The sequence below is a fragment of the Glutamicibacter sp. NPDC088483 genome (assembly GCF_044753145.1).
GTDB lineage: Bacteria > Actinomycetota > Actinomycetes > Actinomycetales > Micrococcaceae > Glutamicibacter.
The window spans coordinates 66,104-79,539 of the sequence record NZ_JBIVMP010000007.1; the positions used below are offsets into that span (position 1 = coordinate 66,104).

10 protein-coding genes are annotated in these 13,436 nt (G+C 62.4%); all 10 read right to left on the reverse strand.

The window, feature by feature from the left end; genetic code table 11:
• Nucleotides 1-68 precede the first annotated feature (68 nt).
• The 10 genes from ACIP6G_RS15075 to ACIP6G_RS15120 all read right to left on the reverse strand — a co-directional run bounded on the left by ACIP6G_RS15075 (nucleotide 69) and on the right by ACIP6G_RS15120 (nucleotide 13,252).
• The gene (locus ACIP6G_RS15075) at nucleotides 69-347 is read right to left on the reverse strand and encodes an HPr family phosphocarrier protein (protein ID WP_105657931.1); all 279 of its coding nucleotides are present in this window, start codon (nucleotides 345-347) and stop codon (nucleotides 69-71) included.
• A 52-nt stretch (nucleotides 348-399) separates the two neighbouring features.
• Nucleotides 400-2,082 carry a phosphoenolpyruvate--protein phosphotransferase gene (gene ptsP / locus ACIP6G_RS15080; RefSeq protein ID WP_400291086.1) on the reverse strand — a complete coding sequence of 561 codons (1,683 nt, stop codon included), beginning with the start codon at nucleotides 2,080-2,082 and terminating at the stop codon, nucleotides 400-402.
• The gene (locus tag ACIP6G_RS15085; protein WP_400291087.1) at nucleotides 2,079-4,112 is read right to left on the reverse strand and encodes a fructose-specific PTS transporter subunit EIIC; all 2,034 of its coding nucleotides are present in this window, start codon (nucleotides 4,110-4,112) and stop codon (nucleotides 2,079-2,081) included. Before ACIP6G_RS15085 ends, ptsP begins: the two co-directional genes overlap by 4 nt.
• Complete coding sequence (locus tag ACIP6G_RS15090; protein ID WP_400291089.1) at nucleotides 4,109-5,089, reverse strand: 1-phosphofructokinase family hexose kinase; 981 nt, start codon at nucleotides 5,087-5,089, stop codon at nucleotides 4,109-4,111. Before ACIP6G_RS15090 ends, ACIP6G_RS15085 begins: the two co-directional genes overlap by 4 nt.
• Complete coding sequence (locus ACIP6G_RS15095; RefSeq protein WP_105662630.1) at nucleotides 5,086-5,862, reverse strand: DeoR/GlpR family DNA-binding transcription regulator; 777 nt, start codon at nucleotides 5,860-5,862, stop codon at nucleotides 5,086-5,088. The genes ACIP6G_RS15090 and ACIP6G_RS15095 overlap by 4 nt, the downstream gene beginning before the upstream one ends.
• Before the next feature lie 1,176 nt (nucleotides 5,863-7,038).
• Complete coding sequence (locus ACIP6G_RS15100; protein WP_400291091.1) at nucleotides 7,039-8,133, reverse strand: peptidase C39 family protein; 1,095 nt, start codon at nucleotides 8,131-8,133, stop codon at nucleotides 7,039-7,041.
• 57 nt (nucleotides 8,134-8,190) lie between these two features.
• Complete coding sequence (locus ACIP6G_RS15105) at nucleotides 8,191-10,332, reverse strand: iron ABC transporter permease (RefSeq protein ID WP_400291093.1); 2,142 nt, start codon at nucleotides 10,330-10,332, stop codon at nucleotides 8,191-8,193.
• Nucleotides 10,333-10,344: 12 nt separating this feature from the next.
• A complete protein-coding gene (locus tag ACIP6G_RS15110) occupies nucleotides 10,345-11,238 on the reverse strand; it encodes an ABC transporter substrate-binding protein (protein ID WP_332595362.1) in 894 nt (297 codons plus the stop codon).
• Nucleotides 11,239-11,458: 220 nt separating this feature from the next.
• Nucleotides 11,459-12,301: an ABC transporter ATP-binding protein gene (locus ACIP6G_RS15115; RefSeq protein WP_400291095.1), complete on the reverse strand. Its 843-nt coding sequence runs from the start codon at nucleotides 12,299-12,301 to the stop codon at nucleotides 11,459-11,461.
• 117 nt (nucleotides 12,302-12,418) lie between these two features.
• Complete coding sequence (locus ACIP6G_RS15120; protein WP_400291097.1) at nucleotides 12,419-13,252, reverse strand: AraC family transcriptional regulator; 834 nt, start codon at nucleotides 13,250-13,252, stop codon at nucleotides 12,419-12,421.
• Nucleotides 13,253-13,436: the final 184 nt, after the last annotated feature.

Below are 13,436 nucleotides of genomic sequence, written 5' to 3' on the forward strand. Positions count from 1 at the left end.
AGTGGATGGTAATTAAATAACTCCGGGGACCACGCGATGGCGCGTGGTCCCCGGAGCTCGGCTTCGTGCTACTCGGCGTCGTGGTCGGTTTCCAGGATGGCCGCCAACTGCTCCAGGGCAGCTTCGGCTCCTTCGCCCTCGGCACGCAGCACTACGGTGGTTCCGTATTCCGCGCCCAGGCCCATCAGCGAGAGGATGCTGGACGCATCCAGCGCCTCGTCCACGGGCTCGCCCTGAAGGGCGATGGTGACCTCGACCGGCGCCTCGGCTGCGGCCTCGGCGAAGATGGCTGCCGGGCGGGCGTGCAGGCCGACGCGGCTGCCGATGATTGCTGTACGTTCTGCCATGATGGCTCCTTCAGGATCTATTGAACGGTTGATTGCGGTAAATTCGGGGGGCCTAGAGGCCAAATCGGTCCAGCTCGCCCAACTGCGCGCGCACGGCAGTGCGTGCCGCCTCGGCTGACTCGGCGTCCAAGGCCAGCTGGGACAGGCGCTGCGCAGTGGGCAGGTCCACGGTGCGCAGCACCGCGGCAACCGGTGCCAACGCCCGCTTGTTCATGGACAGGGTGTCCACGCCCAGGCCCACCAGCACCACGGCCAGCGCCGGGTCGGCGGCCGCTTCGCCGCACACCCCGACGGGTTTGCCGCCGGCCGCCTGCGCACCGGCGGCGGTGGCGGCCACCAGGTGCAGCACTGCCGGCTGCCAGGGGTCGTTGAGCTCGGCCAGGGCACCGAGCTGGCGGTCCGCGGCCATGGTGTACTGGGTCAAGTCGTTGGTGCCGATGGAGACGAAATCGCAGCGCTGCAGGATCTGGCCTGCCAGCACCGCCGCCGAAGGGACCTCGATCATGGTCCCGGCGGTGGCCAGGCCAGCGGCCTTGGCCAGCTGCGCGAATTCCTGCGCTTCGGACGCAGTGGAAATCATCGGCGCCATCACCCAGATTTCGGCCTGGTGCTCGCCGGCGGCTTGCGCGATGGCCTGCAGCTGGCGTTCGAGCACGCCCGGGCTGGACAGGTCGGTGCGGTAGCCGCGCACGCCGAGGGCCGGATTCGGCTCGCTGGTATCGGTCAGGAAGGGCAGCGGCTTGTCCGCTCCCGCATCCAAGGTGCGCACCACGACCTTGCGGCCGGGGAAGGCGGCGAAGACCGCACCGTAGGCTGCCACCTGCTCGTCATGGGAAGGCTCCTTGTCCTTGCCCAGGAAGCAGAACTCGGTACGCAGCAGGCCCACGCCCTCGGCGCCCGCCGCGGCGGCCAGCTGCGCGTCGTCGCCGCTGCCGACATTGGACAATAGCGGCACGCGGTGCCCGTCGCGCAGCTGCCCGGTGCCGGAGAACTCCGGCAGCGCCTCGCGGTTGGCGTAGGTGGCGGCCAGGTGCTCTTCGGCCTCGCCGGGACCGGTGATGACCAGCCCGTCGATGCCGTCCACGAAGACATGGTCCCCATCGGCCAGCGCCGTGGTGCCGGCAGCGGCCACGATGGCAGGAAGGCCCAGCGAGCGCGCGATGATGGCGGTATGCGATTGCGGCCCGCCATCGGAGGTGACCAGCGCCAGGACCTTGGCCGGATCCAGCGTCGCGGTATCGGCCGGAGCCAGGTCCACCGCGGCGAGGATGAAGGGCTGGTCGGAGTCCGGGATGCCCGGGGCGGGCACGCCGCGCAGCTCGGCGACGATGCGCGAGCGCACATCGAGCACATCCCCGGCGCGTTCGGCCATGTAGCCGCCGAGGGCCGACAGCTGCGTGGCGACCGCGTCGGCGGCCTCCCAGATGGCCGATTCGGCGCAGGTGCCCGATGCCACCAGCCTGGTGGCCGACTTGAGCAGCGTGCGGTCGCTGGCCATCAGCGCGGTGGCCTTGAGCACGGCTTGGGCATCGCCGGTGGCCTGCGCCGCGCGTTCCTTGAGCTGCGCGGCGACCGCCTGCGTGGCCTCGGCCAGGCGCAGGGATTCGGCTTCCGCGCTGGAACCTGCTGGCAGGGGCGCGCCGTCGGCGGGCGGGAGGATGGGGTCGGGCATGCGGCGCACCGATCCGATGACCCGTCCGGCGCTGACGCCTACTCCGGTGAATTTCTGGCTCATGCTGCGGCCTTTGCCTCTTCAGCGGCCCGTGCGGGGGCCTTGCGGACATATTTCTTCAGGATGATCACCAGCGCCGCGGAAACCAGCGTGCCGATCACGGTGGCCACCAGGAACATCGGCCAGGTGCTGTCCATCGCGAAGAAGACGAAGATGCCGCCGTGCGGTGCCTGGGAGAGCACATCGAAGCTCATGATCAGCGAGCCGGTGACCCCGGCACCCACCATGGAGGCCGGGATGACGCGCAGCGGGTCGGCCGCGGCGAAGGGGATGGCGCCTTCGGAGATGAACGCGGCACCCAGCAGCCAGGCCGCCTTGCCGTTCTCGCGTTCCGCCCCGGTGAACAGCTTCGGGGACACCGCGGTGGCCAGGGCCATCGCCAGCGGCGGAACCATGCCGGCAGCCATCACGGCTGCCATGATCATCAGCGGGGCCGGGTTCTCGGCCACCGAACCGGCGCCCAAGCCGGCTACCGCGAAGGAATAAGCGACCTTGTTGATCGGCCCGCCCAAATCGATGGCCATCATCAGGCCCAGGACCAGGCCGAGGATCGCCGCCGCGGTGCCGGACATGCCCGCCAGCCAGCCGTTGAGGGCTTCGGTGAGCTGGGCAATCGGCCCGCCAAGGAACAGGAACATCAGGCCCGAAGCGATGATGGAACCGAGCAACGGCACGATGACCACTGGCATCAGCCCGCGCAGCCAGCGTGGCACGGTCCAGGAATTGATCCAGCGGCAGGCCAGGCCAGCGATGAGTCCGCCAATGATGCCGCCAATGAATCCGGCACCCATGAAGCCTGCCACGGCACCCGCGGTGAAGCCCGGGGCGATGCCCGGACGGTCGGCGTAGGCATAGGCGATGTAGCCTGCCAGCGCCGGAATCAGGAAGGACATGGACAGGGAACCGATCTTGAACGCGACGGCGCCCAGATAGGCGCCCAGCGGACCGAACGGGGTATCGAGCTGCGCCATGATCTCGGCACCTGGCAAGTTGAACAGGGTACTGGAACCCAGCACGCCATCGGCCACGTTGCTGATCGAGTACCCGCCGAGCAGGAAGCCCAGCGCGATGAGCAAGCCGCCGCCGGCGACGAACGGGATCATGTAGGAGACGCCGGTGAGCAGCGCGCGCTTCAGGCCTGCGCCGAAGGATTCGCTGCCGCCGGATTCCTCGCCGGATGCGGCGGCACCGGCGGGAACGCGGCGGGCCTTGGGATCTTCGGAGGCGGCGATGGCGTCATTGATCAGCTTCTTCGGCTCGTCGATGCCGCGCTTGACCGGAACCTGGATCACCGGCTTGCCGGCGAAGCGGCCGCGGTCGCGCACATCGACGTCCACCGCGAAAATCACGGCGTCGGCGGCTTCGATGACCGCCGGGTCCAGCGGGGTGGAACCCGAGGAACCCTGGGTTTCCACCGCGAAGCCGACACCCATTTCCTCGGCGGTCTGGGCCAGCGAATCGGCGGCCATGTAGGTGTGGGCGATGCCGGTGGGGCAGGCGGTGACTGCGACGATCGACTTCTTCTTGGACGCGGCAGGGGCGGCGGCGGCCGGGGAAGAGGTGGATGGGGCGGCGGCCGGAGCGTCGGAAACTACCGCGCGCACCAGTTCCACGATCTCGGCTTCACTGGCTGCTGCCCGCAGGGAGGCGGTGAAGGACTTCTTCACCAGGGCGCGGGCGAGCTTGGAGAGCAGCTTGAGGTGGGCCTGGTCGGCGCCATCGGGGGCGGCAATGAAGAACACCAGGTCGGCTTCGCCGTCCTTGGCGCCGAAGTCCACCGTCGGTTCCAGGCGGGCCATGACCAGGGTCGGCTCGGTCACCGCAGCCGAACGGCAGTGCGGGATGGCGATGCCTCCGGGCACCCCGGTAGCGGTCTTGGCTTCGCGGGCCTTGGCATCGGCGGCCAGGGCGACGGCGTCGGTGGCGCGCCCCTGGTTGGCCACCAGCAGGGCCAGCTTCTCGATGACCTCGCTCGTGCTGTTGCCCAGGTCGGCATCGAGCAGCACGAGCTCTGCAGTGATTAGTTCACTCATGACTCGGTTCCTTGCGTTGAAGTAAGTTCGTGGACGGTGACGGCGCCAACGGTGAGATCGGATTGGGTCGGGATGGTGGAGCCGGGCAGCTGCGTCGCGGCGGCCCCATAGGCGACGGCATTGCGCAGCCGTTCAGGGGCGCTGGCCCCTGCAGCATCGGCCAGCAGGTAGCCGGCCAGCGAGGAATCGCCAGCCCCCACGGTGCTGCGCGGGGTGATCGGGGTGTGCGATCCGTGCCAGGCACCGGCCTTGGTGACCAGCAGTGCGCCCTGCGCCCCGAGGGTGGCCAGTACCGCGCCGACGCCTCGGTCCAGCAGCTGCTGCGCGCAGCCGGTGGCCAGCTCGAGGGAGCCTTCCAGTGCCGCCTCGCCGTAGCCGCCCGCCAGCTGCGCCAATTCCTCGGCATTGGGCTTGACCAGATCCGGGATGTGCTGCTGGCTGTGGGCGAAGAGCTCCAGAAGCGGTGCGCCGGAGGTGTCCACGGCGATCTTCGGGCACTTCCCGCCCAGGGCCGCCCTCAGCTTTGCGGTCAGCTGCGCATAGAAGCTGGCAGGAACTCCCGGCGGCAGCGAACCGGCCATCACCATCCAGCTGGCGCCGGCGGCGGCCTCGGCGACCAGGTCGCCGAGATCGGCCAGCTGCTGCGCGTCCAGGGTAGGGCCTGGCTCATTGATCTTGGTGGTGGTGCCATCGGGATCGGTCAGGGTGGTGTTGGTGCGCAGCGCTTCGGTGATCGGCAGGTTCCGGTGCGCCAGCTGGTCGCGGGACAGCGCGGTAATCAGCGGGTCGGTGCCGGCTCCGGGCAGCACTGCCAGGGTGGGAACACCGGCCGCGGCAATGGCGCGCGAGACGTTCACTCCCTTGCCTGCCGCCTGGACGTGGCTGGAAGCCGCGCGCTGCACGGCGCCGGGGGCCAGTGGCGCGCCTAGCTCGATGGTCTTGTCCAGCGCCGGGTTGACGGTCAGCGTGATAATCATGCGATCACCACCTCGACATCCGCCGCTTCCAGCGCAGCGGCAAGTTCAGTGCCGGGTTGCTGGTCGGTGACCAGGGTGTCGATGTCTTCGAGCCGGGCGAAGCAGACCAGGGTTTCCTGGTCGAATTTGGATCCGTCGGCCAGCAGCACCACGCGGCGGGCGCTGGCGACCAGGGCGCGCTTGACGGCAGCTTCCAGCGGGTCCGGGGTGCTCAGGCCGAATCCTGCATGCAGCCCGTTGGTGCCGATGAAGGCGATGTCGGCCCGGTACTGGGAATATTCCTGCACGGTGCGTGCTCCGCTGGAGGCGCCGGTGATGCCGCGGACCCGCCCGCCGATCAGCTCCAAGGCGACATCCGGGCTGTGGACCAGCACCGAGGCAATGGGCAGGGCGTGGGTGATGACCACCAGTCCGGTGCCCGCGGTGCTCTTGAGCATGCGTTCGGCCAGGATTTCCGTGGTGGTTCCCGCGTCGATGATGACTGAGGCGTCGGAGACCGGCAGCAGGCTCAGCGCGCGCTGGGCGATGCGGGCCTTGGACTCTGAATGGATGGCGGTGCGCACTACGTAGCTTTCCTCGCGGGTGCTGGCTTCGGTGATGGTGACCGCTCCGCCGTGGACGCGGCGCAGGTAGTTCTCGGATTCCAGCTGGGCCAGATCCCGCCGCACGGTTTCCCGGGTGATATCGAAGCGCTGCGCGAGCTGGGCGACGGTTACTTTCCCGTCAGCTTCCAGCTGCTCAACGATCAGCCGGTGTCGTTCTTCGGCGAACATTCTTGCCTCCGCAATTCCTCATGACCTGCAACACATTGATCTGTGTTTCCATGACTTTATGCCCGATTGTGTGGCATCGTCAAGTGAAAATCCGGGGAATATTTGGCTTTAGTTGGTTTTGAGTGGGTTTGCTAGGGGTTATGCAGAATCAACGGTGGGAGATACGCGCAACCCAAGCAGCGTGCGACTTGATTCTGTCCTCCGGAAATCGCCATCTGTGCGGCCTCAGTTGACTGGAAACCCAGCTAATGGGCAAGACGTCTGTACGGCCAGGAACCAGGGCGGGCAGTTCATGAATTCGACAGGCATCATAGGTTGCTGGGCGAATGAGTTGCGTCAGGACGACGTGCCTGGATCAAGCCATGCCACTCTCCGCGCTTGAATGCGTTCGGTCGAGTTGGCTGAAATGCAACAGCCCTTGTGCATTCCTTTTCTCCTCGGATGTTACTCTGCCAAGGTATAACTTCGACCGGAACAGCGTGGGGGCGATCTGAGGTCAGCTCTGATATTTGCACTAGTGGGCGTCTGTTAAAGTCTTTCCGTTGGATTGGCATTTGGCGATGGATTCGTTAGTGCGTTCTTGCAGGCTTCCTAGTTGCATTGGGGTCGAATTTACCATGACGGTGAAAACCATGGGGCCCACCGGCAATCTCGGATCGGCGTCACTGCCATAGATGCCAGAGGCCCGCAGCTCGAGGTTGTATTCGCGAACTTCGTCGGAGAGTTCGATTGTTATCTAGTTCGAGCGTTACTGCCGAACCAAGTTCGTGATCACCGAAGTAGCATCGGGGAAGTATCGCGTCGAGGGCTGTATCGAATTCGGGCCGGCCTACCAGAGCACCGAATAGCTCGTGATGAATCCAGTGGTCATCGCAGCGGAATCGAATGACGAGGAAGCCCTGGACTTCGTGATCGGCGGCCTTAGCCTTGATTGATCCGCGAGGGGATCCGATGAGACTTGTCGTGGAGTCCTTGAAAAGCCTCTCGCGACTAATGGGGCCCGCATGATCCAACGATATTAGTGCGACACATAGTCGGGAGAATCTAGGACTAGTGAGTTCTCAAGGATTCCCGGCTGGGGAGCGGTGCCCGGCGAGACTTCTCGCAACCATTGAGTTGAAAGATGTCTCTGGACGGGTGTCGAACTCTTTTGTCATTGACGAACTTGATTGGTGATTACTGAGCACTCTCAGTCAGAATTAGCGCAGCTCGATAGCCATCTGACTCGAGACAAGACATGGCTTCTAGTTGCTGGAAAGCTATCGGTAGGCAGGTAGCATCCACCCAGCTCTCCCCGCTACTAACATCGACCCAAGGGTCCTCGATGAGAATGACGGGACGTTCCGTGGAACCAGCCGTTCCGTGGCAGAGTAGCCAGTGCGGAACATCGTAGCCGAGCATCTGCTGCAATGACACCAGCAACAAGACGCGGGCACCCTGACTTAATACTTTGTGAATCTGTGAGATTTCCATACGCATAGAGGTCACCGGCAACCCGGTAGCTTCTGCACGGCGGCGCGAGTCAGCCTGCAAGATGCCCCGCCAGCCACGTTCAACCTCGGGATAATAGTCGACGATTACTGGCTTATCGGTATCCAAAGACACCTGAACTGAGCTTGCTGGCCAGCGCTCAGCGATGGCCAGCCCGAGCCCCACGGGTTCGCAAGCCATGAAATTAGTCGCTTGACGCCACAGTAACAACTCGGCGGTACGCAGGCGATCCATCGTTGCAATGCTCATCGTTTCCCCGTGCGCGGCCAGCGCGGAAACCGCCGCGCAGGTGAAGTTCTCGCTTTGCTGGTAGTGCGAGGTACGCAGATATCGGGCTGGATGTGACCAGTGCACATAGCCGAATTTTGGAATCGATACCGAAGCATCTGTGGTGAAGCGTGGAGCAGGCAACGACTGGAAACCCATTTGTTCAGCCAGGTCTGCGAGCCACGGTTCTCCCGACCAGCTTTCCCATTTCACGCAGGCCAGATCTTTTTCCCTGGCGTAGTCCAGCACCGCACGGACGAGCTCTTCATATGCAGCTGTGTCGCGGGCAAGAACCCCAGAGATCTTCACGTATGCAGTCGCCGAACGGGCGGTAAGCAATGCGGCACCGAGTATGGTGGCATCTGATGACTGTATCGTGAGCAGCCGAGCGTTGACCGTTGCCATGAGACTTTCCCACGGACCTGATATGGAACCCAGATGCCGTAGTTGCGCCGGGTGCTGCTCGGGGTCAAAGGCCTGGATTCTCGTTTGCCGGGCAGAGCGTTTCGCCATGATTCCTTACTATTAGGTGGGGTGGAGGCGGAGTCGGTTAGGATCCTCGCTTAACACCTAGCCGCGTGATCGGTACAAAAGCCAAATGAAGTACGGGGAGCCGAGCAACGACACGATCAGACCGGCGGGAATCTGTGCCGGCGCGATTGCGGTACGGCCCAAGGTATCGGCCAGGCAAACTAGCAAGGCTCCGAAAACCATGGACACCGGGATCGCCCGGTGATGGCGGGAACCCACCAACGACCGCGCCAGATGCGGGGCGATGAGTCCGACAAAGCCAACCACACCTACGGCCACGACGCTGAGTGCCGCAAGCAGCGCGGCAATGGACAATGAGACTAATCGGATGCGAATGGTCTTGACGCCCAGCACCCGGGGCAGGTCTTCGTCGATGGCTAGCAGGTCCAGTTTGCGTCCCATGAGCAGTACGACCGGAAGAGCTAATGCCAACACCGTCAGAACAGGTAACACGTCTGCGAACTGACGTCCATAAGTTGAGCCAGACAGCCAGGTGTAGATGCGCGGAGTTTCCCACGAATTAATGCTCAGCAGCAGGTAGGTGGTGACCGCAGAGAGCGTGTAGCCTGCACCGATGCCGATTAGCACAAAACGTTCAGGGGAGAATCCTCGACGCCAGGCTAGGGCGGTGATGGCAGTGAAGGTCGCGAGCCCGGCAATCACCGCAAAAATCACCAGTAGCGAGCGGGAACCGCCAAAGGCGGTGACCACTACAGCCGCGCCCAGCCCTGCCCCCGCGGTAATACCCAGGATTCCGGGCTCGGCCAATGGGTTGCGCACGGCGCCCTGCACCAAACAACCAGCCAGTCCCAAGGCGGCTCCGGCACCCAGCGCCGCGCTGGTCCGTGGTGCACGTTCGGAGAAGGCGCGGGCAATGAGCTTGGGCGCATCATCCTGGAACCACAAGGCGAGATCTCCCAGCTTGAGTAACATGCTCCCGGCCAAAAGGCCTAGAATCACCGCTCCCAACAGCAAACTGAATCCCAGCGTCATGGTGAGAATGAATCGGCGGTTGCTACGCAATTTGCTTGCTACCTGTAACGGGTTGCGGGAGCTGGAAGCTTCGGGCAGTCGCATTGCCAAGATGATGATCAGCACGCCGCCCAGGATCGCGGTGGGAACTCCAGTAGGAATGGAAGCCGCACCTTGCGCACCGAGCGAGGCACGAAGCGAAACATCGGCCAGTAGGATCAGTAGCGCACCAATCAGGCCGGTGGCGGGGAGCAAGAACAGTTGACGGCGCAACGCTACCAGGCGGCGCGACAGCAGTCGGGCGAGCACGGGGGCGCCAAGCCCTACAAAAGCAATCGGGCCGGACAGCGAAACGGAAACGCCGGTGAGCAGCACAGCACACAGGACGGCCAGAGTGTGGGTTGAGCGCACCGGGATGCCGAGCACCGCAGCGTTTTCATCACCCAAGGACAGGACATCCAGTCGGCGAGAGAGCAAGAGGCAGATGGCCAGCACCACCAAGATCACTGGCAGACTGCGCAAGAATGCATCGAGATTTAGTTGGGCCAGCGACCCTGAACCCCAGGCATACAGTCCAGTCGTATTTTCCTTGAACAGCAGCAAGATGATTCCGCTGCCTGCTTCCAACGCCATGGCGATGGCTGAGCCAGCGAGGATCAACCGGGTGGTGGCGGTTCCCGCGCTGCGCCCAGAGATAGCCAATACGATCCCGGCGGCGAGCAGCCCGCCAGCGAATGCGAGAGTGCTGGAAGCCAGCGTGGACATGCTTATTCCCAAGGCAGCAGCCACGCTCAACGCGAAGAATGCACCTGAGGTGACAGCCAATGTGTCCGGCGAGGCCAGCGGGTTGCGGGTGACGGATTGGAGCAGTGAACCTGCTACCCCCAAAGCCAGACCAACGGCGGCACCCGCACAGAGGCGCGGTAGCCGGGAGCCGGTGAAGATCTCGGCGGCTCCCACCCCTCCGATACGGGTGTCATCTCCGGTGAGTGCGCGTAGCAGTTCACCCAAACCAATACCGGAGGTCCCCTGGGTGAGGTGCCAAGCACCCACCAGCAGTACCGCTGCCGCTAAGGCGGCTAGCAGACCTAGGCCAGTGGCGAGACGGGTACCGGTGACCGGCGCGGGGGAATAACCAAGGCCGGTCATTTGGATGCCGACCCCGCTGTCCACGATGTGTCGCTCTGCTGATTTTTCAGCGGTTTTCATTTCAGTTGTACGCTACTTGGCTTCCGATGCGGAGGTTAGTGCATCGGTGAAGGCATCTACCGCTTGACTGGTGGATTTCGGCCCGCCGGCACCCCAGATGTTTGGGAACTGGAAGGTCCGGCCTTCCTTGACTGCGGTCAAGTTGTTCCAGATCTCGCTGGATTCCAGCTCGGTGGTCCACCCGGTGCCTGCGTCGTTGGAGTAGAACAGGTTGACGTCGCCAACGCCCGCTAGGCCTTCTATGTCCGTCTGGGCCAGCCCGTATTCTTTGTTCACGCCGCCGGATCCGAAGGACTTGTTGATGTCATCGTTCCAAGCTGGGCTCAGGCCCAGTTCCTTGCCAAGCTCTGTGAACAGAGCCCCATCAGTGTATGGGCGAATCGTCAGGTTGGAGCCGTCAACCCAACCGTCGAAGAAGAGGAAGTCGGTGGTTTCCAACTTCACCTCGGAGACTTCCTGTTTTTTCTGCGCCAAGTGGGCGTCGAATTCGTTGAGCACTAGGGCAGCACGCTCGGTGCGGCCGGTGGCTTCGGCGACCTGTGAGAAGACATTTTTCATGTTGCCGATGGGATCCGCAGAATCGTTGCCCTTGACCGCCAATACGGGAACGTCGCCCTTATCAAGCTGCGACAGCACGGGGTCTTCTTCACTAAAAGCGTCCACGATGATTAAGTCGGGGTCCAGCGCGTAGATCGAATCCAGATCTGGCTCGCCACGTTCACCCACCGAAGCGACACCCTCAGGCAGCTCCTCTGCAGTGACGTAGGTGCTATATCCATCTGGGGAAGCGACGCCCACCGGAGTGACGCACAAGGTCAGTACATCTTCAATTTCCTGCCATTCGAGCACCACCACACGCTCGGCTGGTTTATCCAATTCAAGTGTGCGGCCCAGATCATCGGTCATAGATACCGGGTCTGTGCTAGTGGCGGTGGTGTCATTCGCGCAACTTGCGGATGCGGCAGCGGGGCTCCGTTCGGCACCAGCGCTGCTAATGTCCGTGGTACCGCAAGCGGTGGCTGAGAACAACAGTGCTAGAGCGGCCGCTGAAGTGACTGCATTTCGAGCGAGTGTAGGCATAGGTTTTCCCTTGTAATTATATGTTTCGGTGGTAGAAAGAAAGTGGTCAGCTCATCCGGTGGCGGCTAACCGGTTCGATGCGCAACAATCCATTCTGCTTATCAGAGAGGACCTGCACGGGGATCTCATAGACCTCCGAGAGGTTATCTGCTGTGAGGACCTCAGCGGGGGTTCCTGAGACGTATACCCGGCCGTGTTTCATTAGCACCAGCCGATCAGCCAACGCGGCGGCTTGATTCAGGTCATGCAGGATGATGCCGATGGCTAGCCGATCTTGACGGGCTAGATCATGGACCAGGTCTAGGGTCTCGACCTGATATCTCAAGTCGAGGTGATTGGTCGGCTCGTCGAGAAGCACCACATTGGTTTGCTGTGCCAAGCACACGGCCAACCAGACACGTTGCAGTTCTCCACCGGATAGTTCCCCAGCTGCCTTCCGGGACATCGAGGTAGTGCCAGTCAGTTCCATGGCCCAGGCAATCGCCGCATGATCCGTATCGGATAGCCCCGAGAAACCGCGCCGATATGGATGGCGACCGAAGGCGACGATATCTGCCACGGCTAACCCTTCCGGGGTGGCGTGGGACTGCGCGAAGAGCGTAACTTCGTGGGCGAATGTTCGTCCGTTCAGCGTGCTAATTTCGCGGGCCTCCCCGTGAGAATTGGAGAGCGTGATCACCCCCGCGGCGCGCTCATGCAACCTTGCCACGGAACGGAGAAGTGTGGATTTCCCGCTGCCATTGGGTCCAATGAGTGCGGTGACTTCACCCGGGGATAAACGGATGGAAGCACCGTCCACTACAGTGCTTTTGCCGTAGCGCAGCACTACCTCGTGGGCGAGCATCGTTCCGGCTGCAGCGGATGCTGCTCCGGACGCCACGTCTAGCATGCGTAAGGAACGGATTGAATACGTCCGATTTGATTAGGTATTTTCACTTAGGTAAGTCTAAGTTAACTAATCGATGTCAGCAATCGATGATTTCTGACAGTGCATCCGGCTTTTCGGTCACCTACTCACATTTGCTATGGCGAATGTGCCAGGTGTGGAGCCCATGGTGCGTCGAAAAGCGTCGATAAAAGTACTCGGCTGCGCGTAGCCGAGCATTTCAGAGATATCTTGGACGCCTTCACCGTTGGTGAGCAGCTCCAGGGCGCGATGAATTTTCACCGCTTGACGCCACTGGGCAAAGGATAAGCCGGTTGCTTCGCGGAAGACTCGCGTGATGGTTCGTGAGCTGATTCCAGCATCTATCGCCCATCGCTCAAGAGATCGGTTATCCGCAGGGTTGGCTAGCAAACGGTTGGCAATGCCATGGATACGTGGGTCATCGGGCAAGCGCAGCGCTAGCTGATGAGCTGACGGTTTGAGTACGTCGAAAACCACAGCCTCCGCACGCGCTCTGGCTTCTTGGCTCAGTTCCCGACTGGATAAATGGACCAGCAACGACTTAAGCAACGGTTTCATGTCGATCACTGTAGGGGTGCTGAATGGGGTGGTGGTTCGTTCAGGGGAAAAGAAGGCGCTGAAAAGTTTTACATGTGCGGTCAGGCGTCCACCGTGCAGCGCTCCGGTCGGAATCCACAGACCATGATCCTCGGAGACCGTAAAAATCTGCCCTTCGATTTGAGCGGTGAGTGTCCCATCTTGGGTCCATAAGAGCTCATGGGCCAGATGCGAATGAGGCTCCCACTCTGTAGAGACCTCAATGGTGTGCGTTTCGCTCAAAATCACAAATGATGAGGTCGCATCGCTAGGCAGGGCAGTTGCTTGCGCCAGAGCTGTATCTGGTTCACGGGACCAAGTACCAAGCCCGATGGTGGAGGTAGGAGGGGCAGTCATATTTGCAGTATAGAAAGTATTCGGCATGACATAGCAGGTTTCATGTTAGATCTACCGAACCCCTTGAAGAACGGTTCAATAATCGCGTGCCAAAATTCTACGGATCGGCTATTGAACCAAATACATTTCACCCCCCAACTGGTTCAATCAGGAATCTAGGCTGCGTTCGGTTACCCACAGAAGG